The organism is Lentibacter algarum, assembly GCF_040580765.1.
Classification (GTDB): domain Bacteria; phylum Pseudomonadota; class Alphaproteobacteria; order Rhodobacterales; family Rhodobacteraceae; genus Lentibacter; species Lentibacter algarum.
In genome coordinates this window covers 1,916,542-1,937,256 of the sequence record NZ_CP158687.1, presented here as the reverse complement: position 1 = coordinate 1,937,256, position 20,715 = coordinate 1,916,542, and the positions used below count along the sequence as shown (strand labels likewise).

Here is a 20,715-nt window from a genome sequence, read left to right as displayed (position 1 = left end):
GTGTTATAGGGAGGTTTGGGCGCGGCTGGCAATATCACGCGCAGCAGCAACGCCAGACGACCATGCCCACTGAAAGTTGAAGCCGCCCAGCCAGCCTGTGACATCGACGCATTCGCCGATCATGTAGAGGCCTTTTTGTAGGCTGCTTTCCATCGATTTTGAGCTGATCTCTGCTGTAGAGATGCCTCCGAGTGTCACTTCGGCAGTGCGGTAGCCTTCGGTGGCGGTGGGCTTAAGATGCCAGTTTTGTAGGGCGCTGACAATTTCGGAGAGACGGGTGTCGGACTGATCCGCAAGATTGCCTGACAGAGCGAGGGGGATTGTGAGATGCTCTATGAGCTTGGTCGGCAGGTGGCGGGCGAGCTCTGTGGTGAGCTGCTTGCGGCCTTGCGTCTGGCGCTGAGTGCGTAGGGCCTCATAGAGCGTATTTTGCGGATCAAGATTGAGGGAGATCGCCTCACCTTCGCGCCAATAGGACGAAATTTGAAGCATAGCGGGACCAGAAAGACCACGGTGGGTAAAGAGCGTGGCCTCATCAAAACTTGTTTGTCCCGCTGTTGCGCGTGTGTCGGCGGCTGTGCCTGACATCGGCGTGAAGGGATTGTCTGAGAAGGTAAAGGGAACAAGGGCGGGGCGCGTCTCGGTGAGGCTATGTCCGAATTGAGCGGCGATATCGTAAGCCAGTCCTGTCGCGCCCATTTTGGGAATGGATTTGCCGCCTGTTGCGAGCACGAGATTGCGCGCGAGGACCGTTTTACGCTTTGATTTGTGCTCCAGAACGACCACGAAATCAGTGCCGTCATGGGCGACGCTGATGATATTCGTTTGCAGCCAGAGCGCGGCCTCAGCTTGGGCCATTTCAGCAAGAAGCATATCTATGATTTGCGTGGACTTGCCATCGCAGAAGAGCTGGCCGAGCGTTTTTTCATGATAGGCGATGCCGTGTTTTGCGACCAGCTCGATAAAGTCCCATTGGGTGTAGCGGGCCAGCGCGGATTTGGCGAAATGCGGGTTTTCGCAGAGGAAGTTCTGGGGCGTGCAATACATATTGGTGAAGTTGCAGCGCCCGCCGCCGGAAATACGGATTTTTTCGCCCGGTTTCTTGGCATGATCTATGACGAGCGTGTTTGGCCCAGCGTGGGCGGCGCACATGAGGCCAGCGGCGCCTGCGCCTAGGATGAGCGTGTTGACTTGCATGGGGCGGAGCTAATCTCAAGTGGGGGCTTTGGCAAGCTCTTGCCGCTTGCGCGATTGGGCTGCTTTTTCAGCAGTTTGACGCGAATCGCCTACTTCCCAAAGGCGAATCACCATGCTAAACTAACAGGAACAGACCCCGAAAAGGGGCGGTTGAGGCAGCTAGCGGTGAAGTTGAAATGACAGAGATGGTGTATGGCACGGTTCCCGTGCAGTCTGGCGAACCTGTGCTTCCAAAGTGGTGGCGCACGATTGATAAGTGGACGCTCTCATGCATTTTGCTTCTCTTCGGTATCGGGCTTTTGTTGGGTCTGGCGGCCAGTCCGCCTTTGGCGGAACGCAACGGCTTTGGCGCATTTCATTATGTGCAGCGGCAGGCGTTCTTTGGTGGGCTTGCGCTCATTGCGATGTTGATCACTTCGATGATGCCGCCGCAGCTTGTGCGGCGTTTGGCTGTGATCGGCTTTCTCGTTTCGTTTGTGGCGCTCTTGGGACTGCCTGTCTTTGGAACAGATTTTGGCAAGGGCGCTGTGCGCTGGTATAGTCTGGGCTTTGCTTCGGTGCAGCCGAGTGAGTTTTTGAAGCCTGGATTTATTGTGGTCACGGCTTGGTTGATGGCTGCGAGTTTTCAGATAAATGGACCTCCCGGCAAAGCGCTATCGTTTGGGCTGCTTCTCATCATTGTGTTTATTTTGGCGATGCAGCCTGACTTTGGCCAAGCGGCTTTGCTGCTGTTTGGCTGGGGTGTCATGTATTTTATCGCAGGTGCGCCTATGATCTTGCTGATCAGTCTTGCGGGGGCGGTCGTGGCGGCGGGAAGTTTTGCTTACAATTCGTCTGAGCACTTTGCGCGGCGGATTGACGGCTTTTTGAACCCAGACATCGACCCGCGCACACAGCTTGGCTATGCAACCAACGCGATCCGTGAAGGTGGTTTTTTTGGCGTGGGTGTGGGTGAGGGGCAGGTGAAGTGGAGCTTGCCTGATGCGCATACAGATTTCATCATTGCGGTGGCTGCGGAGGAATACGGGCTCATTCTCGTGATCTGCATTATTGCGCTTTATGCCGGTATTGTTGTGCGCTCTATGCTGCGCCTCATTCGTGAGCGCGACCCGTTTGTGCGTCTTGCCGGTACTGGACTGGCCGCGATTTTTGGTGTTCAGGCGATGATCAATCTTGGTGTTGCGGTGCGGCTTTTGCCAGCCAAAGGTATGACCTTGCCTTTTGTGAGCTACGGCGGGTCTTCGCTGATTGCGGGGGGGATCGCCGTGGGCATGTTACTTGCATTTACACGCACAAGGCCCCAAGGGGAGATCGATGATATCTTCAGGGGTCAGAAGAGATGAGTGAGCAAAAACCGCTGCTGATTATCGCTGCGGGCGGAACAGGTGGACACATGTTTCCTGCGCAGGCTCTTGCGGAGCGGATGTTGCGTGCGGGCTGGCGTGTTAAGCTGAGCACCGATGCGCGTGGTGCGCGCTACACGGGCGGTTTTCCTCACTCGGTTGAGATTGAAGAGGTGGCCTCCTCGACTTTTGCGCGCGGCGGGGCGTTGGCCAAGCTTTTGGTTCCGTTTCGGGTTTTGGGCGGTGTTTTGGCCGCGAGCTTCAAGATGCTGCGTGACAAGCCTGCTGTTGTGGTCGGCTTTGGCGGCTATCCGAGTATCCCTGCGATGGCGGCGGCATGGCTTTTGCGCAAGCCTTGTATGATTCATGAACAGAACGGTGTTTTGGGCCGTGTGAATAAGATTTTTGCCAAGCGGGTTGATGTTGTGGCGTGCGGCACTTGGCCGACCACATTGCCTGAAGGCGTTGAGGGTATCCACACAGGTAATCCCGTACGTGGCACTGTGCTTGAGCGCGCGGGGGCTGGATATATCACCCCTGGGCCATACCCGATGTCCTTGTTGGTGATTGGTGGCTCGCAGGGCGCGCGGATTTTGAGCGACGTTGTTCCTGCCGCAATCGCTATGTTGCCAGAGGCGCTTTTGATGCATTTGCGTGTGGCGCATCAGGCGCGCGATGAAGATGGCGAGCGCGTTGCTGCATTTTATGCTGATCACGGCATTCCCGCTGAGGTTGAACCCTTTTTTCACGATGTGCCTGCGCGGATGAGCGAAGCGCAGTTGATTATTTCCCGCTCGGGGGCCTCATCGGTGGCTGATATTTCAGTGATCGGGCGGCCCTCGATCCTGATCCCCTATGCTGTGGCAGCGGGTGATCATCAGAGCGCAAATGCGCGAGGCTTGGCAGAGGCGGGTGGCGCGATCGTTATTCCCGAAAGCAAGCTGACGGCAGAGGCCCTGAGTGAACAGATCTTGAGTGTCATGGACACAGAAGAAGGCGCGCGGATGATGGCAGAGGCGGCGCTCTCTGTTTCAAAACCCGAGGCGGCAGAAGAATTGCAAAAGCTGGTCGAAGAACTGGCGCAGAAAGGTAAGTAATATGAGTGCAGCGGCGACGAAGCTTCCGGGCGATGTAGGGCCTATCCATTTTGTCGGAATTGGCGGGATCGGGATGTCGGGGATTGCCGAGGTTCTTTTGACCCATGGCTATACAGTGCAAGGCTCGGACCTCAAGCGCAGTAAGATCACTGACCGTTTGGCCGAAATGGGCGCGAAGATATTTGAAGGCCAGAAGGCTGAAAATCTCGCTGAGGCGCAAGTTGTTGTGATCTCGTCAGCGATTAAGCCGGGCAACCCCGAGCTTGACGAAGCGCGCCTGAAAGGCTTGCCTGTTGTGCGCCGTGCTGAGATGCTGGCCGAGCTGATGCGGCTCAAATCCAACATCGCGGTGGCGGGTACGCATGGCAAGACAACGACCACGACAATGGTCGCTGCTCTTTTGGACCACGGTAAATTTGACCCCACGGTTGTGAATGGCGGGATCATCCACGCCTATGGCTCTAATGCCCGCACGGGCGAAGGCGAGTGGATGGTTGTTGAAGCCGACGAGAGCGACGGCACGTTCAACCGCCTGCCTGCGACGATTGCGATTGTGACCAATATTGACCCTGAGCACATGGAGCACTGGGGCACAGAAGAAAATCTACATCGCGGGTTTTATGAGTTTGTCTCGGGTATTCCGTTTTACGGGATTGCGGTTTGCTGCACCGATGACAGTGATGTGCAAACTCTCGTTGGCAAGCTTACCGACCGCCGCGTTGTGACCTATGGCTTCAATGCGCAGGCCGATGTGCGTGCGGTAAACCTTCACTACAAAGACGGTGCAGCATGTTTTGATATTGTGTTGCAGGGCGAGGGCAAACGGATTGACGGCTGCACGCTGCCTATGCCTGGGGATCATAACGTTTCCAATGCTTTGAGCGCTGTCGCCGTTGCGCGGCATTTGGGTATGAAGCTTGATGAAATTCGCGCCGCTCTGGCTGCCTTTGGCGGGGTAAACCGCCGCTTTACACGTGTCGGCGTCGTTGATGGCGTTACGATTATTGACGACTACGGCCACCACCCCACCGAGATTGCCGCTGTGCTCAAGGCCGCGCGGCAGGCCTGCAACGGGCGTATCATCGCGGTGCATCAGCCGCACCGCTACACGCGGCTGCACCACCATTTCGCCGAGTTCTGCGCCTGTTTTAATGAGGCGGATGTTGTTGGCATCGCTGATGTCTATGCCGCTGGTGAGGCTCCGATTGAAGGCGCGAGCCGTGACGATCTGATTGCTGGGCTGATTGCCCATGGTCACCGCAATGCGCAGGCGATACCTGATGAGGCGGCCCTTCTGGCACTTGTGAAGGCCGAGGCTAAGGCGGGTGATATGGTTGTCTGTCTTGGCGCGGGCACGATCAGCGCCTGGGCGAATGGTTTGCCCAAGATGTTGGTGAAGGGCGCATGACGTTTTCACTGACACTTGCCTGCCTTTGGGCCGCAGCGGCCAATCTGCTTGCGATGCTTCCAAGCCGAGATAACCACTGGGGCCGCGCCTATGGGCTTATTGGCCTCGGGATACCGCTCTTGGGATATGTGACCTATGAAAACGGGCCGTGGGTCGGCCTATTGGTGCTGGTGGCGGCGATGAGCATGCTGCGCTGGCCGGTGATTTATCTGATGCGCTGGCTGCGCGGTTTGGGGCGGGTGCAATGAGCCACACACTGCCAGAGGTGCGCGGCAGTTTGAGCCAAGGGAAGCTATTGAGCGAGCTGACATGGCTGCGCGTGGGCGGGCCTGCGGACTGGCTTTTCAGTCCTGCCGATGTGGACGATCTGGCTGCGTTTCTTGCGGCCATTGATCCCGATGTTGCAGTTTTCCCTATGGGTGTCGGCTCTAATCTTATTGTGCGCGACGGCGGCTTGCGCGCTGTTGTTGTAAAGATGGGACGCGGCTTTAACCATATCGAGATCGAGGGAAACCGCGTGCGCGCGGGTGTTGCAGCGTTGGATGCGCATGTGGCGCGCAAGGCTGCGGATGCAGGGATCGATCTGACCTTTCTACGCACCATTCCAGGCGCGATTGGTGGCGCAGTCAAGATGAATGCGGGCTGCTATGGGAACTATACCGCTGATGTTTTTGTGAGCGCCAAAGCGGTGGCGCGAGACGGGAAAATTGTCACGCTTGGGCCTGACGATCTTAAGTTTGCGTATCGGCAAACTGCCTTGCCTGATGGAATGGTCTTGGTTGAAGCGACCCTTGAGGGGCCCAGTGGTGAGCCCGATGCGCTCCATGCACGGATGGAAGAGCAGCTTAAAAAACGCGACGCCAGCCAGCCAACCAAAGAGCGCAGCGCTGGCAGCACCTTTCGCAATCCTGCGGGCTATAGCTCAACGGGGCAGGCCGACGACACTCACGAGCTGAAAGCATGGAAAGTCATTGATGACGCGGGCATGCGCGGCGCGCGGCGTGGCGGTGCGCAGATGAGTGAGATGCACTCTAACTTCATGATAAATGCAGGCGGTGCGACGGCGGCAGACCTTGAGGGCCTTGGCGAAGAAGTGCGAAAAAAGGTTTACGAAAACAGCGGGATCACGCTAGAGTGGGAAATTATGAGGGTTGGCGAACCAACCCCGTGAGTCAGGCACTACCAAACGACCAAAAATAGACGATAAACAGCAACGAGGGCCAAAAAAGGCCCCAAATTTAGGCGGATCGGGATGTCGGGCAGGACAACCCCCAAAGTAGCAGTGTTGATGGGCGGACCATCGGCGGAACGCGAGGTCTCTCTCGTGTCGGGCCGAGAGTGCGCCAAAGCATTGCGCGAAGAGGGGTATGACGTAACTGAGCTGGATGCTGGGCAAGATATTGCCGAGCGTTTGCGTGCGCTTGCCCCTGATGTTGTCTTCAATGCTTTGCACGGACGCTGGGGCGAGGACGGATGCGTACAGGGTATTCTTGAGTGGCTGCATATTCCTTACACACATTCGGGCATTTTGGCGTCTTCGCTGGCGATGGACAAAGAGCGCACGAAGAATGTGTACCGCGCTCATGGGCTGCCTGTCGTGCCCTCACTTTTGGCGTCAAAAGCCGATGTCAGCGCGGCGCATGTGATGACACCGCCTTATGTTGTGAAGCCCTATAATGAAGGCTCGTCTGTGGGTGTTTACATCGTGAAAGAGGCCGCGAACGGGCCGCCCAAGCTTGACGAAAATATGCCCGAAACTGTGATGGTTGAAGCTTATGCGGCGGGCCGCGAGTTGACGACCACCGTGATGGGGGATCAGGCGCTGACTGTGACCGAGATCATCACCGAGGGCTGGTATGATTATGATGCAAAGTACACAGAGGGTGGTTCGCGCCATGTCTGTCCTGCTGATATTCCACAAGATATTTTTGACCTTTGCATGGAATATGCGGTCACCGCGCATCAGGCGCTTGGCTGTCGTGGAGTGAGCCGCACAGACTATCGTTGGGATGAAGCGCGTGGCGCAGAGGGGCTTGTGCTTTTGGAAACCAATACACAGCCCGGTATGACGCCAACGTCGCTCAGCCCAGAGCAAGCGCGCGCTGTCGGAATGAGCTTTGGGGCACTTTGCGCTTGGATGGTGGAGGATGCGTCATGTCTGAGATGAGAGCGCCTCGCCATATGACCAAGTCCGATCCTGCGCCAAGCCGTTGGAACTATCGCTATCAACGTTTGATGCTCACGCCTTTGTTTCGGCGGGTGCTGCGCGTTGGCGTGCCCTTCACGCTCGCGCTTGGCGTTGGGTTGATTTATTTTGCCAATGAGGCGCGGCGAGACGGGTTTAACCTTGCGGTGTCAGAGATGCGCGCCGAGTTTGAAAACCGCCCTGAGTTTATGGTCAAGCTGATGGCGATTGACGGTGCGACTGTTGAGTTGGCCGAAGATATTCGTGAGATTGTGCCGCTCGATTTTCCGCTGTCATCCTTTGAGCTTGAGCTGGAGACGATCCGTCAGGATGTGGCAGGTTTGCAGGCCGTGAAATCCGCGCGGGTGAAGGTTAAATCTGGCGGAATTTTGCAGATCGATATTGAAGAGCGTCAGCCTGTGGCTGTTTGGCGTACGACCCAAGGGCTTGAGCTGTTGGACGCTGAAGGTGTGGCGTTTCGGGCTTTGGACAGCCGTTTCGAACGCGCCGACCTGCCCTTGATCGCTGGGGACGGGGCATCGCAAGCATTGGCTGAAGCGATGCAAATCCTCGCTGTTGCGGCGCCTTTGCAGGACCGTTTGCGCGGCGTTGCGCGCATCGGAGACCGGCGGTGGGATGTTGTTTTGGACCGTGATCAGCGGATTATGCTGCCTGAGGAGCGCCCTGTGCAGGCGCTTCAACGGGTGCTGGCGCTGAACACGGCGCGCGACCTTTTGGGGCGAGATGTGACAGTTGTGGACATGCGCGTGGCGCATCGCCCGACGATAAGAATGAGTGAAGCGGCAACACGCGAGCGCTGGAAAGCGCGCGCAACGGAAGTGAAAGTGGAAGAGCAATGATCGAGCTTTATGAATCCCAACGCGCGATGCGCAATATGCGCCGCGCCGCTATGCAGCGGGGTGTGATTGCCATTCTCGATGTGGGCAGCTCAAAAATTGCATGCCTCGTGTTGCGCTTTGATGGCAGTGAAGTTTTGGGGGACACAGTTGCCTCTATGGCAGGGCAGGCCGGCTTTCGTGTGATTGGCGCCGCGACAACGCGGTCTCGTGGCGTGCGCTTTGGTGAAATTGATACGATGGCGGAAACCGAACGTGCTATTCGCACGGCTGTGCAGGCGGCCCAAAAGATGGCCAATATCCGTGTCGATCATGTGGTTGCTTGCTTCTCGGGCGGCGACCCTCGTTCTTATGGGCTTGTCGGCGATGTGGATCTTGATGGGCACGTGGTCAGCGATGAAGATGTGAGCCGTGTGCTGAGCGCGTGTGATGTGCCCGAGATTGGCATGGGGCGTGAAGTGCTTCACGCGCAGCCCGTGAACTTTGCTCTTGATCACCGTTCGGGTCTGTCTGATCCGCGTGGGCAGATGGGTGCGCGGTTGGCGACAGATATGCATCTTTTGTCTGTCGAGGGCTCGGTGATCCAGAACCTCGCGCATTGTGTGCGCCGCTGTGATCTGGAGCTGGCAGGTATCTATTCGTCGTCTTATGCCTCGGGCTATGCCGCGCTTGTTGAAGATGAGCAAGAGCTTGGCGCGGCGTGTATCGACATGGGTGGTGGGACCACGGGTGTTTCGATCTTTATGAAGAAACACATGATTTACGCGGATGCAGTGCGCCTTGGTGGAGACCATGTGACGGGTGATATTTCGATGGGTCTGCAAGTGCCGATGAGCACCGCAGAGCGCATTAAAACGTTTTACGGCGGCGTTGTGGCGACTGGCATGGATGACCGTGAGATGATCGATATGGGTGGTGACACGGGTGATTGGGAACATGACCGTCGCTCCGTGAGCCGTACCGAACTGATCGGAATTATGCGCCCGCGCGTGGAAGAAATTCTCGAAGAAGTGCGCGCCAAGCTCGATGCAGCTGGATTTGACCACTTGCCGAGCCAGCAGATTGTTTTGACGGGTGGCGCAAGCCAGATCCCCGGCCTTGACGGGTTGGCAAGCCGTATTCTGGGCCAACAAGTGCGGCTTGGACGCCCGATCCGCGTACAGGGCTTGCCACAGGCGGCCACTGGGCCAGGCTTTGCAAGCGCGGTCGGTCTATCGCTCTTTGCGGCGCATCCGCAGGACGAGTGGTGGGACTTCGAGCTGCCTGTGGACCGCTACCCTGCGCGCTCCTTGAAGCGGGTGATGCGCTGGTTCCGCGACAACTGGTAAAACAAAAAAAGGCCGCCCTAAGAGGAGCGGCCTTTGTCTTTAGGGGTGTGCGCTTATGGCTTGATGTAGGTGTAACCCTGCATTTGAAGATGTGAGAGCTCGGCCACGCCGCTTGGCACGATGTCTTCTGCATAAACATCAAAGAGATCATTTTCGTAGGAAATTTTGCGGCCCTTCAGGGTGTTGTTGCAGACGTGCACAGCGACGTTCTGACCCTTGAGCTCAAGCACCTGACCGCGCAGGCCTTCATTGGCTTTGGCTTGGGACAAAAGGCCGAGGCCGTTGCCGTGGAGCACAACTTTGATGTCCATGTTCTCGGCGCCAACGGCATTGATGTGGTTTTGAATGTTGCGCATCGCGCCGCGGTATTTTTTGTCGTCCTGACCGCCATCATAGTTGATGTGATACACGACTTTCTGTTTGCCATAGCGCTCGTTTGCGTCGGCATCGGCTGCTGTAAAGACAAAGCTGGCGGCGGCAATTGTGAGCGCCATGGCCATAGAGATAAGTTTCTTCATGATAGTCTCCCTCTTGGTTTGGTTGCTTGGTGCAACGCTGTGAGAAGGATGGCAGGCTGGAGCCAAATGCAAAGCTAGGAGGAACCACGGGTTTGGGGCTAGGGCGATGCCTAGGGTGTGCTCTTAGCTGGCCAAGGCGACCAGTTGGCTTGAGGAGCGTGCCTCATATTTCTTCAACAGGTTGGCGCGGTGGAATTCGACTGTCTTGGGGCTGATGCCGAGTTTGCGCGCGATTTCCTTTGAGGAAAACCCTTCCGCAATCAGGCCTAGAATTTCGCGTTCGCGGTTGGTCAGTTCGGGCTGTGGCGTCGTGGACGGAGTGCGCGGTGCAGGGCGGCGTAAACGAAGCATTGCTGCGAGCAAAAGGAGTGGCAGCAGAAGGGTACCTACCAAAAGTGGCCAGCTGCGCCAGATCTTTTGCACGAGGCTCAGGGCTTCGATGCGTCTGGTGTAGGCATCATTGAGTTCTTGGACCGCGTGATAGGCAACTGGCGCCGTCCAGATATAGCGCAGCCGCGAGGCTTCGGCGCGCGGGCTTGACTTGGCGCTGAGAAGTGCGAGCGCCACACTGTCCCTTAATTCGGGGTCAACGCCTGCCAGAACGGCGAAGGGCCACTCGGGGTAAAGGCGTGTGCTGATGCGGTTGGGGTGCGCGTAAGTGGCGTTGGTATTGAGATACGTAAAGTCGGTTGCTTTGTAGTGTCCATCAGCGATCAGTCGTTCGATGAGCCCGCTGCGCACGATACCGATATCGGCGCGTCCTGTGGCGACGCGTGCCACGACCTCATCCATCGGGAAACCAACAAAGACCAGTTCGGCGGTATCGGTGAAAAGATTTAGGCCCGCATTCTCAAACTCACGCCACGCTGTTTGAAAGCCGCCAAAGGCCATCTTGTCGATTGCGGCAACTGTCTTGCCTGATGCATCAGTGAGCGTTGTTATGCCAGTATCGGCGCGTGCAAAGATGAGGCTGCCAAAGTCACCAGCATAACTGCCGTCGCTTTGCTGAACGCTGCGAGAGGCAATCACACTCATCGCATGCTTGGCGCTTAGGTCAACAAAGTGCCCTGGGTTGGTCAGTACAAAGTCGACCTGACCCGAGGCGATCTGTGTTGAGGCGGACGCGAGTGTGAGAGGGACAAGCTCGAAGCGATATCTTGGCAGGGAGGCATCAAGATAGGTTTTTAGGCCATGCCAGCGGGCGAGCGCATCTTCATAGCCGAGATAAGCAAGTACGCCGATGCGAGCTGTTGGCAACGTATCTTGGGCTTTGGCGGGGGTGAAACCGACCAAGGCGATCATGAGTATTGCTATCCATCCTCTGAGCATGAGCTCCTCCCTCTGTCTTTATAAGGCGCGGGGAGCGGGGCTGGCAAACAGACAATGGGATACTGCGGTTTAAAAACGCCGCGGTGGGGCTTGGCGGGGCTAGAAGTTATGAAAATCTTATGATAAGATTAGGTCAACGCTCAAAAAAGAAGCGACTAGGCCGAGCAGGGCCCAACGACATCTTAATATCAAAACACGCTTCTCATTTGAGGTGCGTCTTTTTGCGTCTTGTGTCGTGGGTGTTTGATTCCGCAAGATTTCGGGCCGTAGGCGAAATACCGCGGAGACTCCACCTAAATCGACTATATTTTGTAGCATTTTGCCGTTTTTTACGTGACGATACGGGAAAGGCGCGGTAGAAATAGGGCGGAACAGGCAGAAATCGCACCCGTGCAAGCGGACAAAGACATCAGGCGGACAGTAATTATGACACTCAATCTCACAATGCCCGGTCAAGAAGACCTCAAACCACGGATCACCGTTTTTGGCGTCGGTGGCGCTGGCGGTAACGCGGTCAACAACATGATCGATAAGGAGCTCGAAGGCGTAGACTTCGTGGTTGCCAATACTGACGCGCAAGCGCTTCAGCAGAGCAAGTCGGTTAGCAAAGTGCAGCTTGGGATCAAGGTTACGGAAGGTCTTGGCGCAGGCGCGAAGGCAACCATCGGCGCAGCCGCAGCCGAAGAAAGCATTGAGCAGATCGTTGATCACCTCGCGGGAGCGCACATGTGCTTCATCACTGCGGGTATGGGCGGCGGAACGGGCACGGGCGCGGCTCCGATTATTGCGCAAGCCGCGCGTGAACTTGGCGTTCTGACCGTCGGCGTCGTCACGAAGCCTTTCCAGTTTGAGGGCGCAAAGCGCATGCGTCAGGCTGAAGATGGTGTGGAAGCACTGCAAAAAGTTGTTGATACGCTGATCATCATTCCAAACCAAAACCTGTTCCGCATTGCCACTGAAAAAACAACATTTTCTGACGCCTTCTCGCTCGCTGATGATGTTCTTTATCAAGGTGTTAAGGGCGTTACAGACCTGATGGTACGTCCTGGTCTTATCAACCTCGACTTTGCAGACGTTCGCGCCGTGATGGACGAAATGGGCAAAGCCATGATGGGTACGGGCGAAGCCGATGGCGAAGATCGTGCAACACAGGCTTCCGAGAAAGCGATTGCAAACCCGCTTCTCGACGAAATCAGCCTGCGCGGCGCCAAAGGTGTTCTGATCAACATCACAGGTGGCCACGACCTTACACTGTTTGAGCTTGATGAAGCAGCCAACCGCATTCGTGAAGAAGTTGACCCAGAGGCCAACATCATTGTTGGTTCCACATTGGATACAACGATGGACGGCAAAATGCGCGTGAGCGTTGTTGCGACAGGGATCGACGCAAGTGAAGTGCGCAACGAACTTCCTGTGCCGCGCCGTTCATTGGCTGAGCCTCTGCGCCAAAAAGTGGCTGCTGAAGAAGCACCTGTTGAGCCCCAAGAAGCTGCTGTTGCCTTTACCGCTGCTGAGCCAGCCGTTGCGGCGGCACCTGTCGAGCGCTCGCTTTTTGAAGAACTCCCAGACGCGGAGAACGCGGCGGCAGAAGAGCAAATGGAAGATATTTTCACGCCTCGCCGTGATGCCTATGAGGCACCCGCCGCAAGCATGGTTGAAGACGATCTTCCTCCGCCCGCGTACCAGCCTCAGGCAGCCCAGCGTCAAGAAACGATTGATGCAGCGCCAGAAGAATTTGTCGCGCCACGCGCTCCAGCGCCTGGCACGCCTTCGCCCGAAGCTCTCGCGCGTTTGCGCCAAGCGGTTCACAACAACCGCCCCACGCAAGAAGCGGATGTGCCACAGGCCGAGGAAAAGCCTCGCTTTGGGATCAATTCTTTGATCAACCGTATGACGGGTCATGAGCAAGCGCAGAAGCCAGCCGCTCCACAAGCGGCTGCGCCACAGCAAGCGCCACGCCCTGCTGCGGCAGCGCGTGTGCAGCCACAAGTGAGCAGTGCGCAACCGCAACAGCAGCCAGATGCTGACCAAGAGCGCATCGAAATTCCAGCGTTCTTGCGCCGTCAAGCGAACTGAAGCACCCAAGTTATCACGAAAAAGCCGCCCTATATGGGCGGTTTTTTTGTTTTATATCAGAATATTATGTGAATTGAGGCGGGGTTCTGCCGATTGTAACAGTCCATGTTACATCTGGTTGCAAAGAGTGAATTGAGCCTGCCGCTCCCAAGACCTAAATTGCAGCCAACAAAAGAAATAGGCATACTGCGTGCAGAGAACTCTCAAACAATCGGTCACATTTGAAGGCGTTGGGCTCCATAGTGGAAAGCCTGCTCACCTCACAGTGCGTCCTGCGCAGGCGGGCCACGGAATCAAATTTTGCCGTACCGACATTGCAATTGGGGATGCGATCGTCCCTGCGCGCTGGGATGCGGTTGAACAAGGCCCGCTTTGCACACGGCTTGTGAACGCAAGCGGCGTTGATGTTTCAACCATTGAGCATGTGATGGCCGCGCTGGCGGGCTGTGGCGTTTATAATGCGCTGATTGAGCTTGATGGCCCCGAGGTTCCGATCCTTGATGGAAGCGCTGCGCCCTTTGTGAAACGTTTCCTTGAGGCAGGGTTGGCACAGCTTGAAGAGCCTGTTTGGGCGATCCGCATATTGCGCGACGTTGAAGTCCGCCGTGGCGAAGCCTGGGCGCGGCTGAGCCCTGCGGATGAAATGCAGATCGATTTTTCAATTGATTTTGAAGACGCGGCCATCGGCCGTCAGCAAAAGACGCTGAACATGGCGAATGGATCGTTTGTGCGCGAGCTTTGCGACAGCCGCACCTTCTGCCGTCAGGCAGACGTGGATGCGATGCATGAGCAGGGACTTGCTCTGGGTGGCACGCTGGAAAACGCGGTTGTGGTTGAAGGCGACAAAGTCTTGAGCCCAGGTGGTTTGCGCCACGCTGATGAAGCTGTGCGCCATAAAATGCTGGACGCCTTGGGCGATCTTGCCCTCGCAGGGGCCCCTATTCTGGGCGTTTATACTGGCGCACGGGCTGGCCACGCTATGACAAACGCATTGCTGCGTAAGCTTTTTGAGGCGGAGGGCGCGTTTTGTTTTGTTCGCTGTACCCCTGCACAAGCCGCGCGTCTTCCCGGCGCAGGCGTTCATTTGGGCGAAATGCCTCAGGTCGCTTGAGCGGCGCTTTACATTCACTGTAGCATTGGGAATATTCGATGTGCGCGTCTTTGAGACGGCACGATTAAAAGGCGCATTAAGGCGTTTTGCCCTAGAATTTTCTATGCTAGGACTCAGGCAAGAGTGGCGCTAGGCCAAGCACAAGACGAAGGTGGGATAACGAGCATGAAGAGCGGGCTTTCTCTGGTGAGAATTTTCGGTTTTGCACTGCTGTGCCTCTCGTTGGCTGGCTGTGGTCAGGAAGGCAAACTGGCGCGTGGTGAGGTTCCGCTGGAAACTTACACTGCCGAACAGATTTTTGAACGTGGCGAGTTTGAAGTGAACCGCAAGCGTTTTGAAGATGGGGCCAAGTATTTTGGCGAAGTCGAGCGGCTTTACCCTTATTCAACTTGGGCCAAGCGCGCTGTCATCATGCAGGCCTATGCGTTCCATCGGGCCAAAGACTATGAAAACTCACGCTCATCTGCACAGCGCTACATCGACTTTTATCCGACCGATGAAGACGCTGCTTATGCGCAGTATTTACTGGCCTTGAGCTATTACGACCAGATAGATGATGTGGGCCGCGACCAAGGCCTGACCTTTCAAGCGCTGCAAAGCTTGCGTGCTGTGATTGAGGGCTATCCTGACAGCGAGTATGCGCGGGCGTCTGTCCTCAAGTTCGATCTTGCTTTTGATCATCTCGCTGGCAAGGAAATGGAAATCGGACGCTATTACCTTAAGCGTGACCGTTTCACCGCTGCGATCAACCGATTCCGTGTGGTTGTTGAGGATTTCCAGACCACCACACATACACCAGAAGCGCTACACCGCTTGGTGGAGTCTTATCTGTCGCTTGGTCTCGCCCAAGAGGCGCAGACCGCGGCGGCTATTTTGGGGCACAACTTCCGCAGCTCTGAATGGTATGAAGACAGCTTTGCTTTGCTCTCTGGGCAAGGGCTTGAGCCGAAGTTCTTCAAAGGCAACTGGCTCGCGTCGGCCTACCGCCAGACCATCAAGGGCGAGTGGTTGTGACGGGGCCCGTTCTGGGCACTCTGTGACAGGAAAGCTGAGCCAAGATGCTGCGGGCGCTAGATATTAGAGACATTCTGCTGATCGATCATCTCGAGCTCGGCTTTGAGGCCGGTCTCAACGTACTCACAGGCGAAACAGGGGCGGGCAAGTCTATTTTGCTCGACTCGCTTGGCTTTGTGCTTGGCTGGCGGGGGCGGGCAGAACTTGTGCGCAGCGGTGCGGCGCAAGGGGAAGTTACAGCCGTATTTGATTTGCCCGACGGGCACGCGGCCTTTGCTGTCTTGGAAGAGGCGGGTATTCCACAAGGGAGCGAACTTATTTTGCGGCGGGTCAACACAAGCGATGGTCGCAAGACCGCGTGGGTAAATGATCGGCGCTGTTCGGGTGATGTGCTGCGGGCGCTGTCTGAGCATTTGGTTGAGTTGCATGGGCAGAATGATGACCGTGGCTTGCTCAATCCGCGTGGTCACCGCAATCTTTTGGACGATTTTGCTGGCCTTGGCCCTAAGCTGGCGGAGCTGCGCGGGCTTTGGCGGGCGCGGGCCAAAGCGGCATCTGAGCTGATGGCAGCGCGTAAAGCTATTGAGGCGTTGCGTGAGGAGGAGGAGTATTTGCGGTACTCCGTTGCCGAGCTTGATAAGCTTTCGCCAAAGGCGGGCGAGGATGAAGCGCTCGACCGTCAGCGCCGTCAAATGCAAGGTGCTGAGAAGGTACGCAGTGATATTGTCCGCGCTCTGAGCGTGCTACGCGACGAAAAGGGCGCGGAGGACAGTGCAAGTGAGGCGCTGCGTTGGCTTGAGGCTGTCGGCGGTGAGGCGGCCGAGTTGCTTGTTGAAGCGATTGAAGCGCTGGAGCGTGGCTTGAACGAGCTGGCTCTGGCCTCTGACGCTGTTGAGGACACATTACGGGCTATGGAGTTTAGCCCAGCTGAACTTGAAGCGTGTGAGGAGCGACTTTTCGCTATTCGCGGGCTGGCACGCAAGTATGAGGTGCAGCCTGACGCTCTGGCGGAGCACGCTGAGACGCTACGTACAAAGCTTGAGCAGGTGGATGCGAGCGATGCAGAGCTTGGCGCGTTGGAAGCCGCGAGCAAAGCAGCGGACGCTGCCTACCGCGCTGCGGCTGAAGCGCTGAGCGCGGCGCGGCACACTGCTGCGGCAAAGCTTGATGCGGCTGTGATGGCAGAACTCGCGCCGCTCAAGATGGAGCGCGCGGTCTTTACCACTGAACTTACCGATGGCGAAGCAGGACCTGAAGGCAGTGACGCCGTGAGCTTTGTTGTCGCGACGAACCCTGGCGCGCCAGCGGGGCCTTTGGCCAAAATCGCCTCGGGCGGCGAGCTGAGCCGCTTTTTGCTGGCACTTAAGGTGTGCCTTACAGGTGGCGCAAGCGATGTGACGATGATTTTTGACGAGATCGACCGTGGTGTGGGAGGGGCGACAGCAGATGCTGTGGGCCGCCGTTTGCGCGCCCTCGGGGAGGGCGGGCAGGTGCTTGTCGTCACGCACTCTCCACAGGTTGCTGCGCTTGGACAACACCACTGGCGGGTGGAGAAGAACGTTACCAACGGGCAGACGCTTTCAACGGTGAAGCCATTGGGTGTCGAAGAGCGCATTGACGAAGTGGCTCGGATGATTTCTGGCGACACGATCACTGTCGAGGCGAGAGCTGCCGCGAAGGCTTTGCTTTAATTCAGTTTTTGGGCGGGACAAGCTTACCTGGGTTCATGATGTTTTGCGGATCTAGCGCTGACTTTATGTCCCCCATCAGGTTCCAGCCCTCGCCATGCTCACGCTCCATATAGTGTAACTTTCCAATCCCGATGCCATGCTCGCCCGTGGCGGTTCCGCCCATATCAAGCGCACGGGAGACCATCCGCTCGGAGGCTTCTTTGGCGGCGGCGAGCTCTTCTGGTTTGGCGGGGTCAAACATTAGGATTGAGTGGAAATTGCCATCGCCAACATGGCCGAGGATCGGTCCGATGAGGCCGGAGCGGGCGATATCGTCTTGCGCAGCGGCGACGGCTTCGGCGAGGCGCGAGATTGGGACGCAGACGTCAGTGACCAAGGCGGTTGCACCAGGGCGAGACTGTAGGATCGTCCAGTAGGCGTGATGGCGCATATGCCAAAGAGCGGCGCGATCCTCGGCACGCGAGGCCCATTGAAAGCCCATGCCGCCGTGATCCGCGGCGATGTCACCAAAGGTTTCGGCCATATCTTGCACGCTGCTTTCGGTGCCGTGAAACTCAAGCATGAGGTGCGGTGTTTCTGGCATGGTTGCACCTGCCATCGTGTTGAAAGTCTGAACGGTTGCGGTGTCGACAATTTCGATACGGGCCATAGACAAATCCATCTGGATTGTGTCGATCACGCAGTTCACGGCAGCGTCTACGGTTGGAAATGCGCAGACGGCGGCGGTGATGGCTTCGGGCTGGCCGCGCAAGCGCAGGGTGAGGGCAGTGATGAGGCCAAGTGTGCCCTCGGCACCGACGAAGAGGCCTGTCAGATCATAGCCGGCCGATGTTTTGCGGGCTTCTGTGCCTGTTTGGATGATGCGCCCGTCGGCGAGAACCACTTCAAGGCCGATGACATTGTCACGCATGGTTCCGTAGCGGACAGCTGTTGTGCCAGAGGCGCGTGTCGAGGCCATACCGCCGAGAGAGGCGTTTGCGCCTGGATCGACGGGAAAGAACAAGCCCGTGGCGCGCAGCTCTTCATTGAGTTCTTCGCGCGTGATCCCTGCTTCTACGACGGCAACCATATCTTCTTGGGCAAGACGACGGATCGCCTTCATCTTTGAAAAGTCGACGCAAATACCCCCAAAAGGGGCTTGAGCTTGGCCTTCAAGGGAGGTGCCTGCGCCAAAACCAATCACGGCACAGCCTTCGTCGGCACAGATCTTGACGATTGCGCTGACCTCCTGAGTGTTTTTTGGAAAGGCAACGGCATCTGGCGCGGCAAGAGGGAAATATGTCTCGGAGCGACCATGATCTTCAAGAACGGGCTTGGACAGGCTTAGACCTTCGCCTAGTAATGAAGTTAACCTGTGAATGGCGCGTGTCACGCTCATGATTGCCCCCTGCTGTATTTGTTTTGCGAGGTTAGGGCTTTGGGAGCGCAGGGGAAAGCGTGGCTCGTTAATATTTTATTAAAATGCTGCATAAAAGGGTTTGGGTGCGCGATGGCCTCTAGATTTGTGAAAGAAAAGCTGGCTGCGGCGGGGGATGACCTTGGCCGCGCCTTGCGAGTTCTTCGCGACAGGGGGCCGAGTCAGGTCCAATTCTGGTTTATTGCACTCGCTATCGGGGTTGCTGCGGGCTTTGGCGCGGTCTTGTTTCGTTGGGGCATCGAAGGCTTGCAGGCGTGGGCCTATGGGACCGATGATGTCGATCATCTCTATAGTTTTGCACTCAATATGTCTTGGTATTGGGTGCTTGTGATCCCGATTGTGGGTGGGTTGGTTGTCGGGCAAATCCTGCACCATTTCACACCAGATGGGCGGGTGCGCTCTGTCGCAGATGTGATAGAGGGCGCGGCGCTAAATGATGGGCGTGTCGAGCGGCGTGAGGGTGTGGCCTCAGCGTTTGCTTCATTGATTACGCTTGGGACAGGTGGCTCTTCGGGGCGGGAGGGGCCTGTTGTCCACTTGGCTGCGGTGATCTCGTCTTGGGTGTCAAACAAGCTCCATGCAGATGGCATTACGGGGCGCGACTTGCTCGGTTGCGCGGTGGCTGCTGCCGTTTCCGCCTCGTTCAACGCGCCGATCGCGGGAGCTCTTTTTGCGCTAGAAGTCGTGTTGCGGCACTTTGCGGTTCATGCCTTTGCGCCTATTGTGATTGCCTCTGTGGCAGGGACTGTGATCAATCGGCTCGCCTTTGGTGATGTTACAGAATTCAGCTTGCCTGTCAGTTCTGCCTTGGCGTTTTATGTCGAATTGCCAGCGTTTCTCATTCTTGGTCTGTTGTGTGGGCTGATCGCTGCAGCGCTGATGCGTTCGATCTTTATTGGCGAGGATATTGCCAGCCATTTACAGCAGAAATTCAACGTGCCGCGCTGGTTGCGCCCCGCGATTGCTGGGGCATTGCTTGGGGGGCTGGCGGTCTTCTTCCCGCATATCATTGGTGTTGGCTATGAGACGACTTCTGCGGCGTTAACGGGCAAGCTTCTGCTCTGGCAGGCTGTCGTCTATGCGATGCTCAAAGTCGTGGCTGTCGTGATCACCATGGCAGGACGGATGGGAGGCGGTGTGTTTTCACCCTCGCTGATGGTTGGGGCGCTTACGGGTCTTGCCTTTGGAACCATTGCGACCAGTATTTTTCCCGAGGTGTCAGGCACAAGTGCGCTCTACGCGTTGGCGGGGATGGGCGCAGTGGCAGCGGCCGTTTTGGGCGCACCAATTTCGACAACTTTGATTGTCTTTGAGCTGACAGGAGACTGGCAGACCGCGATTGCTGTTATGGTCGCGGTGAGTATGTCGACGGCACTTGGTTCGCGGCTTGTGGACCGTTCTTTCTTTCTCACCCAGCTTGAGCGCCGCAATGTACACCTTGCGGCTGGCCCGCAGGCTTACTTGTTGGCGATGTTCCGTGTCGCCAAGCTCATGCGCGACAAAGACGATGAGAGCTGCCCCTCTGAGGAGGAACTTTGGGAGCTTGTCGAGCAGGGGGTTTATGTGGATGGCAACGCGACGCTGGAAACCGCCATGCCGCTTTTCGAGCGTACGGGCGCGCGCTTTTTGCCTGTCGTGAGTCTATCGGGAGAAGATGCACCACCCGAACTCTGGGGGGCGCTCATGCATGTTGATGCGCTGAAGGCCTACAACCGCGCATTGGCGGCCACAGCTGCAGAAGAACACAGCTGAGCGCGGGCGGTCAGACTCGTTCTACAGTGACATCATCTGATGGGTAGAAGGCGAGGTGATCTTTGATTTTGGAAACAGCGTCGAGTGGGGCTTCGTAACTCCAGACGGCGTTTTCGATCGTTTTGGATTTGGTCACGATCGAATAGTAGCTGGCATCCCCTTTGTGCGGGCAATGGCTTGTATGACTGCTGGCATCTAGGAAAGCGGTCGCAATATCGCTGCGGGGGAAATAGATCACTGACGGGTAGTCGCCTTCTGACAGCTCTAGTGCGTTTTTGCTCTCGCCCAAGACAGCGCCTCCAGCGCGCACAACCCAAGTGCCAGTGGCGCGGGTGATCGTGATTTTGGGGGCCATGTGTTCAGTCCTTGAGATACGTTTGCGCGCAGTATGG

General features: G+C 56.9%; 18 protein-coding genes. 13 read left to right on the top strand and 5 right to left on the bottom strand.

The window, feature by feature from the left end; genetic code table 11:
- Nucleotides 1-3: 3 nt before the first annotated feature.
- Nucleotides 4-1,197, bottom strand: coding sequence for an NAD(P)/FAD-dependent oxidoreductase (locus DSM117340_RS09440; RefSeq protein ID WP_089889942.1), 1,194 nt, complete (start codon nt 1,195-1,197; stop codon nt 4-6).
- Between the two features lie 176 nt (nt 1,198-1,373).
- On the opposite strand from DSM117340_RS09440, the gene ftsW reads away from it, so the two are divergent.
- The 8 genes from ftsW to ftsA all read left to right on the top strand — a co-directional run bounded on the left by ftsW (nt 1,374) and on the right by ftsA (nt 9,415).
- A complete protein-coding gene (gene ftsW / locus DSM117340_RS09435; protein ID WP_089889944.1) occupies nt 1,374-2,540 on the top strand; it encodes a putative lipid II flippase FtsW in 1,167 nt (388 codons plus the stop codon).
- A complete protein-coding gene (locus DSM117340_RS09430) occupies nt 2,537-3,637 on the top strand; it encodes a UDP-N-acetylglucosamine--N-acetylmuramyl-(pentapeptide) pyrophosphoryl-undecaprenol N-acetylglucosamine transferase (protein WP_089889947.1) in 1,101 nt (366 codons plus the stop codon). The genes ftsW and DSM117340_RS09430 overlap by 4 nt, the downstream gene beginning before the upstream one ends.
- Nucleotide 3,638: 1 nt before the next feature.
- A complete protein-coding gene (gene murC, locus DSM117340_RS09425; protein WP_089889950.1) occupies nt 3,639-5,045 on the top strand; it encodes a UDP-N-acetylmuramate--L-alanine ligase in 1,407 nt (468 codons plus the stop codon).
- On the top strand, nt 5,042-5,293 hold the full coding sequence (locus tag DSM117340_RS09420; RefSeq protein ID WP_271437227.1) for a DUF2484 family protein: 252 nt from the start codon (nt 5,042-5,044) through the stop codon (nt 5,291-5,293). Before murC ends, DSM117340_RS09420 begins: the two co-directional genes overlap by 4 nt.
- The gene (gene murB / locus DSM117340_RS09415) at nt 5,290-6,216 is read left to right on the top strand and encodes a UDP-N-acetylmuramate dehydrogenase (protein WP_089889955.1); all 927 of its coding nucleotides are present in this window, start codon (nt 5,290-5,292) and stop codon (nt 6,214-6,216) included. Before DSM117340_RS09420 ends, murB begins: the two co-directional genes overlap by 4 nt.
- 75 nt (nt 6,217-6,291) lie before the next feature.
- On the top strand, nt 6,292-7,212 hold the full coding sequence (locus DSM117340_RS09410) for a D-alanine--D-alanine ligase (protein WP_089889958.1): 921 nt from the start codon (nt 6,292-6,294) through the stop codon (nt 7,210-7,212).
- Complete coding sequence (locus tag DSM117340_RS09405) at nt 7,200-8,090, top strand: cell division protein FtsQ/DivIB (RefSeq protein ID WP_089889960.1); 891 nt, start codon at nt 7,200-7,202, stop codon at nt 8,088-8,090. The genes DSM117340_RS09410 and DSM117340_RS09405 overlap by 13 nt, the downstream gene beginning before the upstream one ends.
- Nucleotides 8,087-9,415: a cell division protein FtsA gene (gene ftsA, locus DSM117340_RS09400; protein WP_089889963.1), complete on the top strand. Its 1,329-nt coding sequence runs from the start codon at nt 8,087-8,089 to the stop codon at nt 9,413-9,415. Before DSM117340_RS09405 ends, ftsA begins: the two co-directional genes overlap by 4 nt.
- 53 nt (nt 9,416-9,468) lie before the next feature.
- Here ftsA and DSM117340_RS09395 read toward each other — a convergent pair whose 3' ends face one another.
- Nucleotides 9,469-9,933: a DsrE family protein gene (locus DSM117340_RS09395; protein ID WP_089889966.1), complete on the bottom strand. Its 465-nt coding sequence runs from the start codon at nt 9,931-9,933 to the stop codon at nt 9,469-9,471.
- Nucleotides 9,934-10,056: 123 nt separating this feature from the next.
- Nucleotides 10,057-11,262, bottom strand: coding sequence for a PhnD/SsuA/transferrin family substrate-binding protein (locus DSM117340_RS09390; RefSeq protein ID WP_089889969.1), 1,206 nt, complete (start codon nt 11,260-11,262; stop codon nt 10,057-10,059).
- 426 nt (nt 11,263-11,688) lie between these two features.
- On the opposite strand from DSM117340_RS09390, the gene ftsZ reads away from it, so the two are divergent.
- From ftsZ to recN, 4 genes are all read left to right on the top strand, one after another.
- Nucleotides 11,689-13,338 (top strand): cell division protein FtsZ, encoded by a 1,650-nt coding sequence (ftsZ, locus tag DSM117340_RS09385; protein WP_089889971.1) that lies wholly within the window; start codon nt 11,689-11,691, stop codon nt 13,336-13,338.
- 190 nt (nt 13,339-13,528) lie between these two features.
- Nucleotides 13,529-14,449, top strand: a complete 921-nt coding sequence (gene lpxC / locus DSM117340_RS09380) for a UDP-3-O-acyl-N-acetylglucosamine deacetylase (protein WP_354689583.1) — start codon at nt 13,529-13,531, stop codon at nt 14,447-14,449.
- Nucleotides 14,450-14,614: 165 nt separating this feature from the next.
- Nucleotides 14,615-15,463, top strand: coding sequence for an outer membrane protein assembly factor BamD (locus tag DSM117340_RS09375; protein WP_271437228.1), 849 nt, complete (start codon nt 14,615-14,617; stop codon nt 15,461-15,463).
- Between the two features lie 44 nt (nt 15,464-15,507).
- A complete protein-coding gene (gene recN / locus DSM117340_RS09370; RefSeq protein ID WP_354689582.1) occupies nt 15,508-17,154 on the top strand; it encodes a DNA repair protein RecN in 1,647 nt (548 codons plus the stop codon).
- A 1-nt stretch (nt 17,155) separates the two neighbouring features.
- Here the strand turns inward: recN and DSM117340_RS09365 are convergent, their stop codons facing one another.
- A complete protein-coding gene (locus tag DSM117340_RS09365; protein ID WP_089889985.1) occupies nt 17,156-18,532 on the bottom strand; it encodes an FAD-linked oxidase C-terminal domain-containing protein in 1,377 nt (458 codons plus the stop codon).
- Between the two features lie 111 nt (nt 18,533-18,643).
- Here DSM117340_RS09365 and DSM117340_RS09360 point away from each other — a divergent pair, with 111 nt between their 5' ends.
- The gene (locus tag DSM117340_RS09360; protein WP_089889988.1) at nt 18,644-20,323 is read left to right on the top strand and encodes a chloride channel protein; all 1,680 of its coding nucleotides are present in this window, start codon (nt 18,644-18,646) and stop codon (nt 20,321-20,323) included.
- A gap of 10 nt (nt 20,324-20,333) precedes the next feature.
- Here the strand turns inward: DSM117340_RS09360 and DSM117340_RS09355 are convergent, their stop codons facing one another.
- Nucleotides 20,334-20,678, bottom strand: coding sequence for a DUF427 domain-containing protein (locus DSM117340_RS09355; RefSeq protein ID WP_089889991.1), 345 nt, complete (start codon nt 20,676-20,678; stop codon nt 20,334-20,336).
- Nucleotides 20,679-20,715: the final 37 nt, after the last annotated feature.

What these genes read in the sequence shown, in the direction of transcription:
- ftsW (WP_089889944.1), top strand. Translation starts at nt 1,374, where the DNA reads ATGACAGAGATGGTGTATGGCACGGTTCCCGTGCAGTCTGGCGAACCT.
- DSM117340_RS09440 (WP_089889942.1), bottom strand. Translation starts at nt 1,197, where the DNA reads ATGCAAGTCAACACGCTCATCCTAGGCGCAGGCGCCGCTGGCCTCATG.
- DSM117340_RS09420 (WP_271437227.1), top strand. Translation starts at nt 5,042, where the DNA reads ATGACGTTTTCACTGACACTTGCCTGCCTTTGGGCCGCAGCGGCCAAT.
- DSM117340_RS09360 (WP_089889988.1), top strand. Translation starts at nt 18,644, where the DNA reads ATGGCCTCTAGATTTGTGAAAGAAAAGCTGGCTGCGGCGGGGGATGAC.
- recN (WP_354689582.1), top strand. Translation starts at nt 15,508, where the DNA reads ATGCTGCGGGCGCTAGATATTAGAGACATTCTGCTGATCGATCATCTC.
- DSM117340_RS09395 (WP_089889966.1), bottom strand. Translation starts at nt 9,933, where the DNA reads ATGAAGAAACTTATCTCTATGGCCATGGCGCTCACAATTGCCGCCGCC.
- ftsA (WP_089889963.1), top strand. Translation starts at nt 8,087, where the DNA reads ATGATCGAGCTTTATGAATCCCAACGCGCGATGCGCAATATGCGCCGC.
- ftsZ (WP_089889971.1), top strand. Translation starts at nt 11,689, where the DNA reads ATGACACTCAATCTCACAATGCCCGGTCAAGAAGACCTCAAACCACGG.
- DSM117340_RS09405 (WP_089889960.1), top strand. Translation starts at nt 7,200, where the DNA reads ATGTCTGAGATGAGAGCGCCTCGCCATATGACCAAGTCCGATCCTGCG.
- DSM117340_RS09355 (WP_089889991.1), bottom strand. Translation starts at nt 20,678, where the DNA reads ATGGCCCCCAAAATCACGATCACCCGCGCCACTGGCACTTGGGTTGTG.
- DSM117340_RS09375 (WP_271437228.1), top strand. Translation starts at nt 14,615, where the DNA reads ATGAAGAGCGGGCTTTCTCTGGTGAGAATTTTCGGTTTTGCACTGCTG.
- DSM117340_RS09365 (WP_089889985.1), bottom strand. Translation starts at nt 18,532, where the DNA reads ATGAGCGTGACACGCGCCATTCACAGGTTAACTTCATTACTAGGCGAA.
- DSM117340_RS09430 (WP_089889947.1), top strand. Translation starts at nt 2,537, where the DNA reads ATGAGTGAGCAAAAACCGCTGCTGATTATCGCTGCGGGCGGAACAGGT.
- murC (WP_089889950.1), top strand. Translation starts at nt 3,639, where the DNA reads ATGAGTGCAGCGGCGACGAAGCTTCCGGGCGATGTAGGGCCTATCCAT.
- DSM117340_RS09390 (WP_089889969.1), bottom strand. Translation starts at nt 11,262, where the DNA reads ATGCTCAGAGGATGGATAGCAATACTCATGATCGCCTTGGTCGGTTTC.
- murB (WP_089889955.1), top strand. Translation starts at nt 5,290, where the DNA reads ATGAGCCACACACTGCCAGAGGTGCGCGGCAGTTTGAGCCAAGGGAAG.